The organism is Methylobacterium sp. (genome assembly GCF_019750675.1).
Lineage (GTDB): Bacteria > Pseudomonadota > Alphaproteobacteria > Rhizobiales > Beijerinckiaceae > Methylobacterium.
This window is the reverse complement of record NZ_JAIEOF010000391.1, coordinates 40,408-57,502: the sequence shown is the minus strand read 5'-3', so window position 1 is coordinate 57,502 and position 17,095 is coordinate 40,408. Positions and strand designations below refer to the sequence as shown.

Sequence of the window (17,095 nt, the reverse complement as noted above, 5' to 3'; positions counted from 1 at the left end):
TTGGCGGCGACCTTCGGGGCCTGCGCGCGCAGGCCGAGCACGTGGCAGATGGCGTAGACGAGGTCGGAGCGGTTCATCGAATAGAAGTGGAAGTCGTTGACACCGTGGTCGACGAGGTCGAGCACCTGCTCGGCCGCCACCGCCGCCGCCACGAGGCGCCGGGTCTCGACGTCGTTGTCGAGGCCCTCGAACCGGGCGGCCAGCCAGTACGGCACCGAGGCGCCGGTACGGCGGGCGAAGTTCGCCGCCTGCTTGAAGTTCTGCACGGGCAGGATGCCGGGGATGATCGGGATGTCGATGCCGGCGGCACGTACCTTGTCGACGTAGCGCAGGTAGATGTCGTTCTCGAAGAAGAACTGCGTGATCGCCTGGTCGGCGCCCGCATCGACCTTGGCCTTCAGGGCGTCGATGTCGGCGTCGAGGGACGAGGCCTCCGGGTGCTTCTCCGGATAGGCCGAGACCGAGACCTTGAAGTCGCCGATCCGCTTGATGCCGGCGACCAGGTCCGCCGTCTGGGCGTAGCCGCCCGGATGCGGCCGGTAGACGGTGCCGACGCCGTCCTGCGGGTCGCCGCGCAGGGCCACGATGTGGCGCACGCCGGCATCCCAGTAGGATTGCACGACGGCGTCGATCTCCTCGCGGGTGGCGTCGACGCAGGTGAGGTGGGCGGCCGGCTGGAGGCTCGTCTCCTTCACCATCCGCGCGACGGTGTTGTGGGTGCGCTCGCGGGTGGAGCCGCCGGCGCCGTAGGTCACCGAGACGAATTTCGGCTGGAGGGGCGCCAGGCGCTCGATCGAGGACCAGAGGATCTTCTCCATCTCCTCGGTCTTCGGCGGGAAGAACTCGATGGAGACCCGGATCGGACGGTAGCCGTCGCGGCTGGCGCGATGTTGGGAGGCGGAAGGCATCGGGTCGTCCTCTATGTCGGTCGGTTCAGACGGGCGGTGGAGCGGGTCGCTCTCAGGCGACGGCCCGCTCGAGGGTCAGGTGGGGCGGAGCCGCCGCCATCTCGGCCGCAGCGGTGGCGAGCCAGAGCGTCACGGTCAACTGGTCCTCGACCTCGCCGGTGGGCGCCAGGTCCCGGGTAGTGACGGTGGGCAGGCCCGCGTCTTCGAGCCAGCCCGTCACCTGCTCGGGCGCGAAGCCGAGGCGGCGATGGGCCTGCGTCTCCCGCAGGAACTCGAGGTCGTGGGGCGCGAAATCCACCACGAGCAGACGGCCGCCGGGGGCGACGAGGCGGGCGGCCTCGCGCAACGCGCGGGCCGGATCGTCGAGATAATGCAGCACCTGATGCACCACGACGAGGTCGAACCCAGCCCGTCCGAACGGCGGCGCGTGGATGTCGCCCTGGCGCAGATCGACCCGGGCCAGGCCCATGCGTTCCAGGTTGGCCCGCGCCACCGAGAGCATGGCGTGGTTGGAATCGAGCCCCACCGCCCGGACGGCGCGCCCGGCCAGGAGCCCGAGCATGCGGCCGGTGCCGGTGCCGAGATCGACGAGGTTCTGGATCGGCCTGTCGCCGAGCACGTCGAGCACCGCGGCCTCGACGGTGGCCTCCGGCACGTGCAGGGAGCGCAGACGGTCCCATTTCGGCGCCAGACGCGCGAAAAAGGCCTGCGCGGCCTCCGCCCGCTGGGCGCGCACGGCCTCCAGGCGGGCGAAATCCTCCGAGAGCGGCGCGCGGCCGGCGTCGAGACCGGCGACCAGCGGCGCCACCAGGGCGGCGCGATCCTCCACGAGGCGGAAGAAGGCCCAGGCACCCTCGCGATGCCGCTCCACCAAGCCCGCCTCGACGAGCAGCTTGAGATGGCGCGAGATGCGCGGCTGCGACTGACCGAGGATATCGGTGAGATCCGAGACCGAGAGCTCTCCGGCGGCGAGCAGCGCGAGGATGCGCAGGCGCGTCTCCTCGGCGGCTGCCCGCAGGATGGCGAGGGCGTCCGGAAACGGCAGTGCAGTGGCTGGAGGCGATCCCACATGAGACATAAAGATATCTTTATGTGAAAATTTTGGTCCTGACAAGCGCTACCGTCGGTCTCGACGGTCGAGACGTTTCAGGCCGCGTTCCAGAGCCAGGCCGCCCCACGAACGCCGGAGGCGTCGCCGTGCCGGCTCGGCCGGATCGGCGTGTCGAACGCATCCGAGAAGACGTGCGGCGCCACGCGTTCGGGGAGACCCGCGAGAATCTCGGGCACCCGCGAGAGGCCGCCACCGATGACGATGACGTCGGGGTCGAGCAGGTTGACCACGTGCGCGATGCCGCGCCCGAGACGATCGAGGTAGCGCCCGAAGGTTGCCCTGGCGTCCGGGTCGCCCGCCCGCAGGGCTGCGATCACCGCCTCTCCGGTCGTCGTCGCGCCGGTGCGGCGGGCATGGTCGGCGGCCAAGGCCGGACCGGAGAGCCAGGTCTCGAGGCAGCCGTGCCGGCCGCAATGGCAGGCGGGGCCGGGGCGCTCGTCATCGCGCGGGGACGGCAGCGGGTTGTGGCCCCACTCGCCCGCGATCCGGTCGCGCCCCGAGAGGGCACGCCCCTGGAGGGCGATCCCGGAACCGACGCCCGTGCCGAGGATGATCGCCCAGACGATGGGTAGCCCCGCCCCGGCCCCATCGACGGCCTCGGACACCGCGAGGCAGTTGGCGTCGTTCTCCAGGCGCACCGGACGGGCCAGGGCGCGCGCGAGATCCTGGGCGAAGGGCCGGCCGTTCAGCCAGACCGAGTTGGCGTTCTTGACGAGGCCGGTGCGGGGCGAGATCGCACCGGGCATGCCGATGCCGACCGTGCCGACGCCCCCGGCCCGCGCCTCGAGCGCCCGCACCAGATCCGCGATGGCCGCAAGCGTCGCCGGGTAATCGTCCCGCGGCGTGGCGACCCGGTGCTCCGCCCGGGTCGTTCCGTCAGGGTCCAGGGCGATCCCGGCGATCTTGGTGCCACCGAGATCGATGCCGATGCGCAGGGGTTCGGACAGGTCCGGGTTCCGTCAGCGGGCCGGGGCCGGAATCGGCGCCGCGGCGGCGGCAGGCGCGGTCGCCGGGTCCATGTTCGGGGCATGATCCGAGATCTCGGTGCCGATCGAGAACGGGTGCGCCATCACCTGGTTCAGTTTCTCCTGATCGAGCTCGCCCTCCCAGCGGCTGACCACCACGGTGGCCACACCGTTGCCGATGAGGTTGGTGATGGCCCGGCACTCCGACATGAACTTGTCGACGCCGAGGATCAGGGTCATGGCCGCCACCGGCACGGGGTTGTTGGGGATCGCGCTGAGCGTCGCCGCCAGCGTGATGAAGCCGGCGCCGGTGACGCCGGAGGCGCCCTTCGAGGTCAGCATCGCCACCAGGATGATCGTGGCGTACTGGCCGAACGAGAGGTCCGCCCCCACGGCCTGGGCCAGGAACAGCGAGGCCAGGGTCATGTAGATGTTGGTGCCGTCGAGGTTGAACGAGTAGCCCGTCGGGATCACGAGGCCGACCACGGAGTCCGAGGCGCCGAGGCGGCGCATCTTGGTCATCATGTGCGGCAGCACAGTCTCGGAGGACGAGGTGCCGAGGACGATGAGGAGTTCGTCCTTGATGTATGCGAGGAACTTGAAGATCGAGAAGCCGGCCACCCGGGCGATGCCGCCCAGCACCAGGACCACGAACAGGAAGGCGGTGACGTAGAAGGTGCCGACGAGCCAGGCGAGGTCGACGACCTTGCCGATGCCGTACTGGCCGATCGTGAAGGCCATGGCGCCGAAGGCACCGATGGGCGCGAGCTTCACCACGAGGCCGATGATGCGGAAGAAGATCTGCCCCATCGTGTCGATGGCGTGGGTGATGGCCTCGCCGCGCTGGCCCATGCCGGTGACGACGACGCCGGTGAGGATCGAGATCAGCAGCACCTGCAGCAGATCGCCGGTGGCGAAGGCATCGAAGAAGCTCTTCGGAATCAGCGCCATGATGTGCCCGGTCACCGAATCGTCGGCGGCCATCTTGGCGTATTTCTCGACCGACTTGCCGTCGAGCTTCGTCACGTCGGCGTTAAAGCCCGCGCCCGGCTTGACGATCTCGCCGACCAGCACGCCGATGAGGAGCGCGATGGTGGAGACGACCTCGAAGTAGATGAGTGCCTTCAAGCCGACGCGGCCGACCTTCTTCAGGTCACCGATGGAAGCGATGCCGTGCACGATGGTACAAAAGATGATCGGCGCGATCATCATCTTGATCAGCGCGATGAAGGCATCGCCCAACCATTTGACGGACTTGCCCCATTCGGGGTTCAGATAGCCCAGCAGGATGCCGAGTGCGATGGCGATCAACACTTGGATGTAGAGCACCTTGTACCAGGGCTCCTTGGTGGTCCGGCCGGCGCCAGCCTCAACCGTGCCTTGTGTGATGGCCTGGGCCATGATCCCTCCCGCCGCTCTCAGCGCAAGCCGCTGATTGTTAATCCCGACGCTAGCCAGTTTATTCGAGCGGCTCAATCGGGGCGGTCGGCTCACAGTGACAAACCGAAAGGCGTACCACGCAGTCGACACGAAAACGGGTTGAGCGACGCCCCGGACTTCGGGGTCGGGATTCGCGTGCGGTCGTACGGCAGCCGGCGGTCATCCAAAAGGGATAGAGGCCACGATCAGAGCGCGTTCATGCCCGGCACTTCGGTCTTCCAGGCGGCCTAGCCTTCGATAGCCCCCCCGAGAAACCGGTCGCCACGAGCGGCCGGCAAGCCAGGGCCCCGGCTCCGCCCCGCCCAAGCCCGCAAGCCGTTCGGGCCCTGCCGCGCTCCGCGCAGTGTGCAGGTGTCAAAGGACCCGAGACGACGCCGCGGCGCCGGTCGGGCCCGCGGACTCAGGTCTGCTGGGTGCGGCGGGGACGAACGGTCCAACGCTCGAACTCGGCGGCGATGTCGTCTTCGCCCCGCGTCGTACCGTGAGGCTGAGGATTGCCCAGCGCCTGGGACAGGCTCTCGATGACGTCGTCGATCCGCGAGTCGATGTTCTGCGGGGACTCGTGCGCCGGCCCGGGCGCAGGCGCGGGCTCGTGATGGGCCTCGGGCTGCGCCTCTGCCACCGGCGCGGCCTCGACATGGGACGGCTCCTCGTGCGGCGATTCCACGTGAGCGGGCTCGACATGGGTCGGCTCCACGGGGGCCGGCTCGCTGAAGGCGGGCTCCTCGGCGGCCGAGACCGCCCCGGCTGCCGCCACCGGGGCCGCGACGGCGGCGCCGCCGGCCACGCGACGCAGGGCCTTCATCATGCCGTCGCCGTCGCCGGTCCGTGCCGATCCACCGAAGCGGCCGAAGCCGAAGCGCGGCTCCACGAGATCGAGGACCGCGTCGAGGGCGGCGTTGCTGAGGGCGATCTCCCCGGGCTGCGGCGGGCCCTGCAGGGCGATGGCGTGGCGGTCGTAGGCGGCATCCCCGGAGACCTCGGGCCCGAACCAGGCGGGCACCGCGAAGCCGCCGGCCTCGTCCGGCCCATCGAAGGAAACGCTGACGAGATCGAGTTCGCCGGGCACGCTGTAGCGGTCGACCAGCGCTTCCCGGCCACCGCCGAGGGCGATGCCGGTGCGGTCGTAGGCGGCCTTGCCCGAGCAGACGTCCATGAGCGCGTCGCCATGAGCGCGCGGCACATCGGTCCGCTCTTCGCTGGCGGTGCCGTCCGGGGCCGAGGTGACGAGGACGAGGTGGCAGGTCTGGCCGTCGACCCGCACGTAGGAGACGCGCCCGGCCTGGGGCGCGAAGTAGCCTTCGCTGATCCGAGCGGCCCCGCGTTCCTTCCGGATGAGGCGGACCAGGGCGGGGGCCACGAGAAAGCGGCGTACGAGGCTCATCGGCAAACTCCGCGGAAGCGGCCGGCCCAGGGGCGGAGGTCCGGGCTGGCGCTGGCGTCGGGCCCGCCGGCTTCCCTGAAGCGCGGCGAGCCGTCCGGGTCAAGATGGTATCAGGGTCCGGACGAGGCAGGCCGCGCCGCGAAACCATGACATAGGTTATGTCTTTGGGTCATCCCCGGGGTTGTGGGACGAACCGGACAATATTTCTCTCTTCCGGACTAAGCAAAACGACGGCGAAATCAAGACCTTCGCGGCCGGACCACCTGCCCGTCCCCACCCGTCGCCGTTGTCCGCGGGGTTCCATGGGTCCCGGCGGTCGTTCCGAGCGGTCAGACCTGCGGCTTGAAGCGCAGGGAAATGCCGTTCATGCAGTAGCGCAGGCCGGTCGGCGCCGGACCGTCGTCGAAGACGTGGCCGAGATGGCCCTTGCATCGGGCGCAATGGACTTCCGTGCGGGTCATCCAGTGGCTGCGGTCCACCGTCGTCTCAACGGCGCCGTCGATCGGGTCGAAGAAGCTCGGCCATCCGGTGCCGGATTCGAACTTGGTGCCGGTGGCGAAAAGCGGCGCGTCGCAACCGGCGCAGTGGAAGGTCCCTGGCCGCTTCTCGGCGTTCAGGCAGCTCGTGCCGGCCCGCTCGGTGCCGTGCTCGCGCAAAACCCGGTACTGCTCGGGCGTCAGGATGGCGCGCCACTCGGCTTCGGTGCGGGCCTCGATCGCGTCGGTGGGGGCTGTGCTCATGGGCTCTGCTCGCAAGGGTGCACAAGGAAAAGGGTCGGGAACGTCTCTTCCAGATAGGCATCGCCCACCGAAAGGGGAGCCCGCCCCTCAGGCCGTCGCCCCGAGGGTATCGGCCATGCGGGCGCGGCGCGCACCCATGGGCATCTCCGGCCCGATGGTGGTGTCCCGGGCGGTCTGATGCTCCATCTCGGCATTGATCTCACCGCCGAGGAGAACGATCGTTGTGGAGATCCAGATCCAGGTCATGAAGCCGATGGCTGCGCCCAGCGAGCCGTAGGTCTCGTTGTAGTTCCCGAAGCTGGAGACGTACCAGGAGAACAGGATCGAGGCCGCGAGCCAGAGCAGGCCCGCCACCGCGCCACCGACGCCGACCCAGCGCCAGCGCGGACGCTCGCGGCTCGGACCGTAGCGGTAGAGCAGCGACAGCCCTCCGAGCAGCACGACGAGGAGGGCTGGCCAGCGCAGCAGGGCGATGAGCCAAGCGGTGTCGCTCAGGCCCACGAACTTGAACACCACCGGCAGCACCACGATGCCGGTGAGCGCCAGGATCGTGAAGACGAGCGCCCCGATGGTGAAGGTGAGCGAGCGCAGGTTCAGCATGAGGAAGGAGCGCTTCTCCTCCTCCTCGTAGACCACGTTCAGGGCATCGAACATCGCCTTCATGGCGGCATTGGCGCTCCACAGGGAGAGCACCAAGCTGGTGAAGAAGGTCAGGCCGAGGGTGCCGTTGCCCTTGGCTGCGATGCGCTTGACCTGGTCGCCGATGATCTCGATGGCGCCCGACGGCAGCACGCCCCGCATGCTGGCCAGATGCTCGTTGATGGAATTCACGTCGGCCACGAGGCCGTAGCAGGAGACGAGGGCGGCGATGGCGGGAAACAGCGAGAGCAGCGAGTAGAAGGTCACGCCCGCCGCCACCGAGAGCACGCGGTCCTGATTGAACTCGAGGTAGACCCGGTAGAGGATATCCTTCCAGCCCGCCGCCGTGATCTCGGCGGGCGAGTGCGCGGCCCGGCCGCGCGCGATCTGCGTCGCGGCGAGATACTCGGCCGCCGCGCCCGTATGGGAGCGGGCACCGCCCGCACCACCCGACGTCTCGCCGTCCGACGCGGCGGACACGGGCCGGGAGCCACGCTTCGGCGCCGCCGCGAGGGCGATCAGGGCGGTTCCGAGCAGAAGCGTCCAGAGAACCGAGTGGGCGGCATCGCCGGCGGGCGCTGAGGGCGGGCGTGGGGAAGAAGACATCGAGGGACCGGACCGGGCGCCGATGCGGCGCGATGCCTCAACGTGATCCAGGCTTGGCCGTTCCGCCCCTTCGACACGCCGTCGGCGTTCGTGCGCTTCCGGGCGGATCGTGCCGTTTCCGGGCCGACCTAACCCGCAGAAATCATTCCCCTGCCCCGCAGCCAGACCGCGTACCAGTCCGGCCACGCCGCACTCGGTGTACCGGGACGGCCCATGCCGAAGCCGTGGCCGCCGGAGGCGAGCGCATGGAACTCGACCGGCACGCCCGCGTGGCGGCAGGCCTGCGCCATCAGGCGCGTGTTGGCCGGGTCGGAGATCGGATCGTCCTCGGCCTGCACCAGGAAGGTCGGCGGACAGCCACCCCGCACGTGGGTGTCGACCGACCAGGCGGCGGACAGGTCCGGATCGGGGCGGGCGCCGACCAGCATGCGCCGGCTCACCGTGTGGTCGTAGGGCGGTTCCAGGATGATCACGGGGTAAATCAGCGCGGCATCGTCGGGCCTCGCCGACAGCCCGTCGGCGGCATCGACCGCGCGATAGGATGCGAAGGCGGAACGGGTCGCGGCGAGGCCGAGCAGGTGCGCCCCCGCCGAGAAGCCGAGGACACCGACCCGCGCGGGATCGATCCGGTATGAATGCGACCGCGCGCGGATCAGCCTCAGGGCGCGCTGCGCGTCCTGGAGCGGTGCGCAGGGACCGTCACCCCAGCCCTCGCCCGGCAGGCGATAGGCCAGCACGAACGCCGTGACGCCGCGCGCGGCGAGCCAGCGTGCCGCCGGGCGCGCCTCGGTCTCCATCTGGATGCGCCGGTATCCGCCGCCGCCCGCGACCAGCATCGCGGCGCCGGTCGGAACGTCGGGGGTGAAGACTTCCAGCCCCGGCACGGCGATGTTCCGCACAGCCCCCTTGTCGCTCACGGCCTCGGGGCCGGCGGGACCGCCGCCGCCCGGCGGCGTACCGGGCCAGAGCGGGAGGCGAGACTCGGCCGCGAAGGATGCGAGCGGTCCCGCCAGTCCGGCGGAGCCCAAGGCCAAACCGGCGCCGGCCGTGCGGAGCAGCACGCGGCGATCGATCACGTTACCGCGCCGGATCGGCCGGCCGGTAGAGCCCCGCATGGGACTCGCGCAGGATGTTCTTCTGCACCTTGCCCATGGTGTTGCGCGGCAGCTCGTCGACGAAGAGCACGCGCTTGGGACACTTGTAGCGGGCCAGGCGCCCCTCGAGCGTGCGCAGGATGGCGGCCTCGTCCGGCACGTCCGCGCGGCCGACGACCACCGCCGTGACGCCCTCGCCGAAATCCGCGTGGGGCAGGCCGATCACCGCCGATTCGACGACGCCCGGCAGGGCGTCGATCTCGTTCTCGATCTCCTTCGGGTAGACGTTGTAGCCGCCCGTGATGATGAGATCCTTGCCCCGTCCGACGATGTGCACGTAGCCGTCCGGATCGATCTTGCCGAGGTCGCCGGTGACGAAGAACCCATCCGCCTTGAACTCGGCCGCCGTCTTCTCCGGCATGCGCCAGTAGCCCTGGAAGACGTTGGGGCCCTTCACCTCGATCATGCCGACGGCATCGGTGGGGAGCGCCGCGCCGGTCTCCGGGTCGACCACCCGCACGGCGACCCCCGGCAGGGCCGGGCCGACCGTGCCGGCCACCCGCGGCCCCGCATAGGGGTTGGAGGTGTTCATGTTGGTCTCGGTCATGCCGTAGCGCTCGAGGATGGCGTGGCCGGTGCGCGCCTCCCAGTCGCGGTGCGTCTCGGCCAGCAGGGGCGCCGACCCCGAGACGAACAGCCGGATACCGGCGGTGACCTCCGGCGTCAGGCCGGGCTCCTTAAGGAGACGGGTGTAAAAGGTCGGAACACCCATCATCGCGGTGGCGCGCGGCAGCAGGGCGAGCACCCCGGCCGGGTCGAAGCGCCCGAGGAACAGCATGCCGGCGCCGGCCGCCAGAACCGTGTTGGTGGCCACGAACAGGCCATGGGTGTGGAACACCGGCAGGGCGTGGAGCAGCACGTCCTCCGCGGTGAAGCGCCAGGCCTCCGCCAGGGTGCGGGCGTTCGAGGCCAGGTTCTCATGGCTCAGCATGGCGCCCTTAGAGCGCCCGGTCGTGCCCGAGGTGTAGAGGATGGCGGCCAGATCGTCCGGGCCGCGGGCCACGTCGCTGAAGGCTTCGGTCTCGGCATCGGCGGCCTCAGCCACGGTGCCGTGCCCTTTCGCGTCCAGGGTATGCAGCACCGGCACGCCCGCATCCCGCGCTACCGGCGCGAGGGCCTCGCGTCGCGCGGGATCGCAAACGAACATGGCCGGCTCGGCGTCGCCGAGGAAATAAGCGATCTCGGTGGGGGTGTAGGCGGTGTTGAGGGGCAGGAACACCGCCCCGGCCCGCACGGCGCCAAGATACAGGAACAGGAATTCCGGGCTCTTCTCGGCCTGCACCGCCACCCGGTCCCCCGGTTTCACCCCCGCCGCCGTCAGGCAGGCCGCGTAGGCGCCCGAGCGCACGATGAGGTCGGCGTAGGAGTAGCGCGCGGCCTCGCCCGTCTCGAGGAACACCTTGGCGGCGGGGTCCGCCGGGAGGCTGGCGCGGACGAGGTCGAAGAGGTGATTGGACATGGTCGGGATCGATACGCTCTCAAACGTCGAAATCGCAAACGCCGAAATCGCGAACATCGGAGCCGCAGGCGTCGCGGGCGGGTGATGGCTGCCGCCGGAGTCAGGCCTCGGCGAGAGCCACCGCCCGCATCGGCGGCAGGTTGGCGCGAAGTTCGCGGCTCACCGCGCTGGAGGCCGCCACGGTGCCGAGATTGGCATAGGTCTCGTGGTTCTTTTCGATGGCCGAAAGGTCGTAGAGGTAGTTGACCATCAGCCCGCGCGACTGGCTGAGCCCCTTGTCCGAGACGTCGCCGAGGAAGTTCAGGCGCTCCAGCCGGGCGCCGTTGCCGAGATGGAAGCGGGCCACCGGGTCGAGGGGGCGCCCGCGCTCGTTCTTGGCGCGCAGGAAATAGGCCGCCGCCGCCGGGATCATCGCCTTGCGCACGGCCTCGCACTTCGTCTTGTCGTTCTGCCAGTCCGGCTCGTCGATGAGGCGCAAGGCCTCGACGTCCTCGCGGGTCAGCCCCTGCGGCGCGTCCGAGCGGCGCTCGCGGTCGAGCCAGGCCGAGAAGCCGGGCACCGGCGAGAGGGTGACGAAGGTCTTCAGGCTCGGGATCTCCCGGGCGAGGTCCTCGACCACCTGCTTGATCAGGAAGTTGCCGAACGTGACCCCGGCCAGGCCCTTCTGACAATTCGAGATCGAGTAGAAGATCGCCGTGGTGGCGGCCTTCAGGGGCAGGAGATCGCGCTCGTGCGCCAGGATCGGCGCGATGGCGGGACTGATGCCGGCGGTGAGCGCCACCTCGACGAAGATCAGCGGCTCGTCCACCAGGGCGGGATGGAAGAAGGCGAAGCAGCGCCGGTCGGGCGGCTCGATGCGCCGGCGCAGATCGTCCCAGCCCGTGATCGCGTGAACCGCTTCGTAGCGGATGATTTTTTCAAGGATGTGGGCGGGCGTCGTCCAGTCGATGTGGCGCAGCACCAGGAAGCCACGGTTGAACCACGAGGCGAACAGGTGCTCGAAATCGCTGTCGAGGCTGTCGGCGGCATCGATGAGATCGGGGTCGGCCTCCTCGCGCCGGAGTTCGCGGCGCAGGCCGAACAGGTCCTCGCGCATCCGCACCAGGGCGCGGGTGCCGTCCCGGGCCAGATTCAGGCGGCGAATGAGTTCCTGGCTACGGGGCTCGGCGGCATCGTGAAGCGCGCCGAGGGCGGCCCGGGTCGGGTCGGCGCGATAGGCGGCGATCGCCTCGTCCACGGCGGCATGATCGGCCGTGAACTCGGTGGCGACCAGGCGCAGGAAGGCGACGCGCTCGCGGGCCGACAAGGTGGCGTAGCGCTCCAGGATCAGCCGCGCCAGGGCGACGCCGGAGGCCTCGCCCTTCCGAGAGATCAGGTCCTCGCAGAGCTTGACGAGTTCCGGGGCGTTGGCGCGGGCCGCGAGGTCGCCCCGCCCGATGCCGATGAGATCCCGGCCCCGGTCGCTGATCGTCTGGAGCAGATCGCCGAAGAAAGAGATCGCCGCCATGTCACGCCGCCTGACCCTTCGCTCACGCCCGTAGCGGGCGAGCCGATGCCCCGCGTGCGACGGATGCCCGGCCCGGCGGTTACTTTAGGACGGCTCCGGCCCCAGGACCAGTGACCGTGGCCGTAAAGTCCCCCCGGCAAGCGCCGGATGAGCGCTTCAGGCGCCGGAGGCGGGCGCGATCTCGGCCCGGTCGGCCCGCTCCCGCCAATCCTCGACGCCGTGCTGGCGGGCAAAGCGCAGTTCCGCCGCGCGGAGCGCCCGCATGGGGTCGCGCGCCCGGGTGATCTCCACCGAACCGACGGTGAAGGGGACCCCGAGGATCTGCTTGGCAAAGTTGACGCGGTACGTCGCCATCTCAAACTCCCTGGTCGATGAGGCGATGTCGCCGAGGCAGCCATCCCGGCCCCACGAATGCGACGACTCACCGACTCGAACACTGATCAGAACGCAAGTTGCGACGAACGCCAAGTGCACGGGGGATCGAGATGCCGGACCCGCATCAGTCGCCGATAACAACCCGTATATGGGGTGCTTGAAATCCGGTACGAAGTGCTCCGCGACGACATGGCCGTTCGGACCGGCCGAAGACAAAGCCGAACGCCGCGACAGACGAGGCGTAGTTGAGACGCGCCTCCCGCGCCAGATCCGATCCGCCACCGCGCAAGCGACAGGGTCCGCGCGGGTTGCCGAAGCCGGCGCGCGGGCTTAACCGGGCGACGGATGCCGTTCCATCTTCCCATCGTCTCCCGGTGCCGGCACCGACGACGTGCGAGTTCGCCCCCCATGAACGCTGAATCCTGTCCCATGCCCGGGAATCCGGTGCGAACCGGCACGCGGATCGACCGCGCATGAGTGGGACCGGAATCGGCACCGATGCCGGCGCGCACGGCTTCACCACCCGGGCGCGATTCGGCCTGACCCTGATCGCGGGCGGCGCGGTCGCCAACATCTACTACAACCAGCCCCTACTGGCGCTCTTGGTGGCCGAGTTCGGCGAGCGGGCGGCGCTCTGGGTGCCGACGGCGTCCCTGGTCGGCTACGGCCTCGGCATCCTCGGCCTCGTGCCCCTCGGCGACAGCCTCTCGCGGCGCACGCTGATCATCGGGCAGACCCTGGGCCTCGCCTTGGTGCTCCTCGCGGCAGCCCTCAGCCCCAACCTCGCGGCCCTTGCGCTGGCGAGCCTCGTCATCGGGTTCCTGGCCTCGGCGGCGCAACAGGCGGTGCCTTTCGCGGCCGAGCTCGCACCGGATGCGAGCCGCGGCCGCGTGGTGGGGCAGGTCATGACCGGTCTCCTCACCGGCATCCTGCTGGCCCGCACGGCCAGCGGTTTCGTCGGCGCCCATTTCGGCTGGCGCGCAGTCTTCTTCGCCGCCGCCGGCGTGGCGGTGCTGATGGCCGGCATCGCCGCAGCCACCCTTCCCCGCCCGGTCCAGACTCGACCCTTGCGCTACCGCGCGCTGATGGTGTCGATCCTTCACCTCGTGCGCTCGCAGCCCGTCTTGCGCCGCTCCAGCCTTTCGCAGGGCCTGCTGTTCGCCAGCTTCAACGCCTTCTGGACCACCCTCGCCCTTCTCGTGGAAGCGCCCCCCTTCAACCTCAGCGCCGCCGGCGCCGGTCTGTTCGGCGTGATCGGCGTCGCGGGCGCCCTGGTGGCGCCCCTCTCGGGGCGCTTCACCGACCGGCACGGCGCCCGCCCGATGGTGGTGATCGGCGCGCTGTTCGTGGTGGCGGCCTTCGCGGTGCTGTGGGCGGGCGGCACGTGGTCCCTGGTCGCGGTGGGCCTCGGCGTCCTCCTCATCGACATCGGCCTCAACGCCGCGCTGATCGCCAACCAGACCCGGGTCTACGCCCTGGTGCCGAGCGCGCGCGGGCGGATCAACACCGTGCTGTTCACGGTGATGTTCGTGTTCGGGGCGCTCGGCGCCTTCGCGGGCTCGCAGGCCTTCCTCATGGCGGGCTGGTCCGGCGTGTGCGCCGTCGGCATCCTGCTGGCCGGGGCGGGTTTCCTCGTCAACGTGCTGGAGCCGAAGGGCGGCTGACGACCCTCACCGCAGGATGCGCGACAGCCGGCACCAGGCCGCCTTGTCCGGCGGCAGACCGAAGCGCAGGCGCGCGGGCGCCTCGGAAAAGCGCCGGACATAGATCCCGGCCGCGCCGAGACGGTCGAAGAGGCCGGCCGCGTCGGGGAAGTCGGCGGTGCGGAACAAGCAGGTGCCGCCGATCGGCGTGCCGCCGGCCCGCAGGATCATGCGGTCGAGGCGCGCGGCATCCGCCGCCCGGGCAACCGCGGCCTCCCGGCGCCAGGCCGCGTCGGACAGGGCGGCGCGTCCGATGGACAGCGCCGGGCCCGACACCGCCCAAGGCCCGAGCGCCTCGGCGAGGGCGACGGCGAGGGCCGGCTCGCAGAGGGCGAAGCCGAGCCGGATGCCGGCGAGCCCGTAGGTCTTGCCGAAGGAGCGCAGGACCAGGAGGCCCGGGCCGAGGGAGGGCCCCAGGGTCTCGACCGGCTCCAGGTCGGCGAAGGCCTCGTCGACGACGAGGAGGCCGCCGCGGCCCGCGAGGTCGCCCGCGAGCGCCCGCAGCCCGCCGGCCTCCCAGGTCCGCCCGTCCGGATTGTTCGGGTTGACGACGACGACCACGTCGGCGGCGCACGCGGCTTCGAGGCCCGACACGGTCGCGACGGCGTGGCCGGCCCGGCCCCAGGCGGCGGCGTGCTCGGCATAGGTCGGCCCCACCACGGCGACGCGGGCGCGCGCCACCAGACGCGGCAGGGTCTCGATCAGGATCTGGGTACCGGGCGCGGCGACGATCCGATCCGGATCGGCTACCCCGTAGGCGTGGGCGGCGGCCGCGCGCAGGGTGCCGAGGTCGGCGGCCGAGGGCAGGCGGTGGAAGGTGCTGGCCTCCAGCGCCGGACACGGATAGGGCACCGGATTGATCCCCGTGGAGAGATCGATCCAGGGATCGGGCGCTTGCGGGAAGAGGCGCCGGGCGGCATCGAGGTCACCGCCATGGGCGATCCTGTCCCCTGCTCCCGCCCCCGGGCCGCGCGCCATCACCGAGACCGCATGTCCTGGACCGCCCTCACCCATCCGCCCGATACGCTCATCGTTCTGGTGCTCGCCCTCGCCATCGAGGCGGCGGCCGGCTATCCGGACCGGATCTACAGGGCGCTCGGGCATCCTGTCACCTGGATCGGCGCGCTGATCGGGGCCCTCGACCGGCGCTGGAACCGGGGCGGGCCCGCCCGCCGCCGGCGCGCGGGCGTGGCCGGCCTCCTCGTGCTCCTCGCCATCGTCGGCGGGCTCGCCCTGGCGCTGACCGCGCTCTCCGGGGCCGCCGGCTTCCTGCCCGCGCTTCTCGTCCTGGCTCTGTTGGCGGCGAGCCTGCCGGCGCAGCGCAGCCTCCACACCCACGTCGCCCGCGTGGCAGCCGATCTCCGGCGCGACGGGCTCGCGGGCGGGCGCGTCGCGGTTTCGATGATCGTCGGGCGCGATCCCGAGAGCCTCGACGAAGCCGGCATCTGCCGGGCCGCCATCGAGAGCCTCTCCGAAAACTTCTCCGACGGCATCGTGGCGCCGGCCTTCTGGATCGGGGTCGGCGGCCTGCCCGGCGGCGCGCTCTACAAGGCGATCAACACCGCCGACAGCATGATCGGCCACCGCACCCCGCGCCACGAGGCCTATGGCTGGGCCGCCGCCCGCCTCGACGATCTTGTGAACCTTCCGGCCTCGCGGCTGACCGCCCTGCTCCTCGTCGCGGCCGCCGCCATCCATCCCGGCGCCTCGCCCGGCGACGCCTGGCGGGCGGTGCGGCGGGATGCGGGCCGCCACCGGTCGCCCAATGCCGGCTGGCCGGAGGCCGCCATGGCCGGGGCGCTGGGGCTGCGCCTCGCCGGCCCCCGCACCTACGGCGCCACCCGCGTCGAGGACGGCTGGATGGGCGACGGGCGCGCCGAGGCGACGCCGGCCGACGTGGAACGGGCGCTTGCGCTCTACCGCACGGCGTGCGGATTCCTGTTCGGCCTCGCCCTCCTGATCCTCGTCCTCCTCAAGGTTGCCCTCGCATGATCCGGTCGAAGACGACGCGCCCCGGGCGACGCACCGCCCTGGCGCTGGCCGCCCTCGGCATCGCCGCCGCCACGCCCGGCCGCGCGGCCGAGACCGCGCCGACGCCCTACACCGTGACCCGGGATTTCGACGGCGAGACGACGGGCGACAGGGCTTACGACCTCAGCGGCATGGCCTGCCGGCCGCCCGACGCGGACGGCACCCGCCTCTGCGTCGTGGTCAACGACGAGAATCGCGGCGCCCAGTTCGCCCGCCTCGGCGAGACCACGCTGACGCCCGGCGCCACGGCCTACGACCTCGGAACGGCGCCCTCCCCCGACATCCGCGGCACGCCGCCGGCGCAGTACCGGTGCAGCGGCGGCGACGGCAAGTTCAACCAGCTCGACGGCGAGGCCGTCGCCTATGCCGAGCCCTACTTCTACGTCACCGGTTCGCACGGCTGCACCCGGGGCGAGCGCAAGTACAAGCTCTCGTCGATGATCCTCACGCGCCTGCGCCCGAACGCCGACGGCACCGCCGCCGAGACGGTGAGCACCTACCGCCTGTTCGACGCCCTGATGGCCGCCGGCCCGGTGCGCGACTTCGTGCTGCGCGATCTGGAATTCGACTGGAACGCCCTGCCGCCGGAGGGCACGCCGCAGCCGAATGGCCTGAACATCGAAGGGCTCGCCGTCATAGGCGACCGCCTCTATGCGGGCCTGCGGGCGCCGAGCCTCGGAGGCAAGGCTTTCCTCGTCTCGGTGCCCGTCGAGGCGCTGTTCGCCGACGGGAAGACCGCCCTCTCGGCCGAGGTCACCACGATCGCCCTGGAGGCCGGACCGGATGCCGGCATCCGCGACCTGACGATCCTGCCCGACGGACGGATGCTGGTGCTCACGGGCGCGTCCCGCAACGGCCTGCCCGTGCCCTACCGGCTGTCCCTGGCCGACCTGCCCACCGGAACCCTGACCCCGGTCGCGACCATCGCCCCCGTGCGGGGCGAGAACGAGGCGGGCAAGCGCATCGACGGCAAGGCCGAGGCCGTGGTTCCGCTCGGGCCGGGCCGGGTCCTCGTCCTGTTCGACAGCCTGCGCAACGGGGCGCCGCACGCCTACGCGGTGCCGCTCCCGTAG

Annotated in this window: 15 protein-coding genes; 3 read left to right on the top strand and 12 right to left on the bottom strand. The window is 71.0% G+C overall.

Features of this window, described 5'->3' with window-relative positions; translation table 11 throughout:
• From metF to K2X24_RS20520, 11 genes are all read right to left on the bottom strand, one after another.
• Positions 1–908: methylenetetrahydrofolate reductase [NAD(P)H] (metF, locus tag K2X24_RS20570; RefSeq protein ID WP_292500604.1), on the bottom strand; the 908-nt coding region annotated here is incomplete at its 3' end.
• A gap of 52 nt (positions 909–960) precedes the next feature.
• Entirely contained in the window at positions 961–1,986 is a 1,026-nt protein-coding gene (locus K2X24_RS20565; protein WP_292500601.1) for a metalloregulator ArsR/SmtB family transcription factor, read from the bottom strand.
• 68 nt (positions 1,987–2,054) lie between these two features.
• On the bottom strand, positions 2,055–2,954 hold the full coding sequence (locus K2X24_RS20560; RefSeq protein ID WP_292500610.1) for an ROK family protein: 900 nt from the start codon (positions 2,952–2,954) through the stop codon (positions 2,055–2,057).
• A 24-nt stretch (positions 2,955–2,978) separates the two neighbouring features.
• Positions 2,979–4,385, bottom strand: coding sequence for a dicarboxylate/amino acid:cation symporter (locus K2X24_RS20555; RefSeq protein ID WP_292500598.1), 1,407 nt, complete (start codon positions 4,383–4,385; stop codon positions 2,979–2,981).
• A 439-nt stretch (positions 4,386–4,824) separates the two neighbouring features.
• On the bottom strand, positions 4,825–5,808 hold the full coding sequence (locus K2X24_RS20550) for a hypothetical protein (RefSeq protein WP_292500597.1): 984 nt from the start codon (positions 5,806–5,808) through the stop codon (positions 4,825–4,827).
• 329 nt (positions 5,809–6,137) lie between these two features.
• On the bottom strand, positions 6,138–6,548 hold the full coding sequence (gene msrB / locus K2X24_RS20545) for a peptide-methionine (R)-S-oxide reductase MsrB (protein ID WP_292500596.1): 411 nt from the start codon (positions 6,546–6,548) through the stop codon (positions 6,138–6,140).
• Between the two features lie 87 nt (positions 6,549–6,635).
• Complete coding sequence (locus K2X24_RS20540) at positions 6,636–7,793, bottom strand: YihY/virulence factor BrkB family protein (RefSeq protein WP_292500594.1); 1,158 nt, start codon at positions 7,791–7,793, stop codon at positions 6,636–6,638.
• Positions 7,794–7,921: 128 nt separating this feature from the next.
• Complete coding sequence (locus K2X24_RS20535; protein WP_292500591.1) at positions 7,922–8,869, bottom strand: alpha/beta hydrolase; 948 nt, start codon at positions 8,867–8,869, stop codon at positions 7,922–7,924.
• A gap of 1 nt (position 8,870) precedes the next feature.
• Positions 8,871–10,406 carry a malonyl-CoA synthase gene (locus K2X24_RS20530; RefSeq protein WP_292500589.1) on the bottom strand — a complete coding sequence of 512 codons (1,536 nt, stop codon included), beginning with the start codon at positions 10,404–10,406 and terminating at the stop codon, positions 8,871–8,873.
• Positions 10,407–10,506: 100 nt separating this feature from the next.
• Positions 10,507–11,913 carry a malonyl-CoA decarboxylase gene (locus tag K2X24_RS20525; RefSeq protein ID WP_292500586.1) on the bottom strand — a complete coding sequence of 469 codons (1,407 nt, stop codon included), beginning with the start codon at positions 11,911–11,913 and terminating at the stop codon, positions 10,507–10,509.
• Between the two features lie 156 nt (positions 11,914–12,069).
• Positions 12,070–12,267: a hypothetical protein gene (locus K2X24_RS20520; protein WP_238279225.1), complete on the bottom strand. Its 198-nt coding sequence runs from the start codon at positions 12,265–12,267 to the stop codon at positions 12,070–12,072.
• A gap of 494 nt (positions 12,268–12,761) precedes the next feature.
• Between K2X24_RS20520 and K2X24_RS20515 the strand changes: the two genes are divergently transcribed.
• Entirely contained in the window at positions 12,762–13,952 is a 1,191-nt protein-coding gene (locus K2X24_RS20515) for an MFS transporter (RefSeq protein WP_292500583.1), read from the top strand.
• Positions 13,953–13,958: 6 nt separating this feature from the next.
• On the opposite strand, the gene cobD is transcribed toward K2X24_RS20515, so the two are convergent.
• The gene (cobD, locus tag K2X24_RS20510; protein ID WP_292500580.1) at positions 13,959–14,969 is read right to left on the bottom strand and encodes a threonine-phosphate decarboxylase CobD; all 1,011 of its coding nucleotides are present in this window, start codon (positions 14,967–14,969) and stop codon (positions 13,959–13,961) included.
• Positions 14,970–14,981: 12 nt separating this feature from the next.
• Between cobD and cbiB the strand changes: the two genes are divergently transcribed.
• On the top strand, positions 14,982–15,983 hold the full coding sequence (gene cbiB, locus K2X24_RS20505) for an adenosylcobinamide-phosphate synthase CbiB (protein ID WP_292500578.1): 1,002 nt from the start codon (positions 14,982–14,984) through the stop codon (positions 15,981–15,983).
• Positions 15,980–17,095 (top strand): DUF3616 domain-containing protein, encoded by a 1,116-nt coding sequence (locus K2X24_RS20500; RefSeq protein ID WP_292500575.1) that lies wholly within the window; start codon positions 15,980–15,982, stop codon positions 17,093–17,095. Before cbiB ends, K2X24_RS20500 begins: the two co-directional genes overlap by 4 nt.

Excerpts from the sequence above, each read along its gene's own strand:
- K2X24_RS20565 (WP_292500601.1), bottom strand. The coding sequence starts at position 1,986 with ATGTCTCATGTGGGATCGCCTCCAGCCACTGCACTGCCGTTTCCGGAC.
- K2X24_RS20555 (WP_292500598.1), bottom strand. The coding sequence starts at position 4,385 with ATGGCCCAGGCCATCACACAAGGCACGGTTGAGGCTGGCGCCGGCCGG.
- K2X24_RS20550 (WP_292500597.1), bottom strand. The coding sequence starts at position 5,808 with ATGAGCCTCGTACGCCGCTTTCTCGTGGCCCCCGCCCTGGTCCGCCTC.
- msrB (WP_292500596.1), bottom strand. The coding sequence starts at position 6,548 with ATGAGCACAGCCCCCACCGACGCGATCGAGGCCCGCACCGAAGCCGAG.
- K2X24_RS20540 (WP_292500594.1), bottom strand. The coding sequence starts at position 7,793 with ATGTCTTCTTCCCCACGCCCGCCCTCAGCGCCCGCCGGCGATGCCGCC.
- K2X24_RS20530 (WP_292500589.1), bottom strand. The coding sequence starts at position 10,406 with ATGTCCAATCACCTCTTCGACCTCGTCCGCGCCAGCCTCCCGGCGGAC.
- K2X24_RS20525 (WP_292500586.1), bottom strand. The coding sequence starts at position 11,913 with ATGGCGGCGATCTCTTTCTTCGGCGATCTGCTCCAGACGATCAGCGAC.
- K2X24_RS20520 (WP_238279225.1), bottom strand. The coding sequence starts at position 12,267 with ATGGCGACGTACCGCGTCAACTTTGCCAAGCAGATCCTCGGGGTCCCC.
- K2X24_RS20515 (WP_292500583.1), top strand. The coding sequence starts at position 12,762 with ATGAGTGGGACCGGAATCGGCACCGATGCCGGCGCGCACGGCTTCACC.
- cobD (WP_292500580.1), bottom strand. The coding sequence starts at position 14,969 with ATGGCGCGCGGCCCGGGGGCGGGAGCAGGGGACAGGATCGCCCATGGC.
- cbiB (WP_292500578.1), top strand. The coding sequence starts at position 14,982 with ATGTCCTGGACCGCCCTCACCCATCCGCCCGATACGCTCATCGTTCTG.
- K2X24_RS20500 (WP_292500575.1), top strand. The coding sequence starts at position 15,980 with ATGATCCGGTCGAAGACGACGCGCCCCGGGCGACGCACCGCCCTGGCG.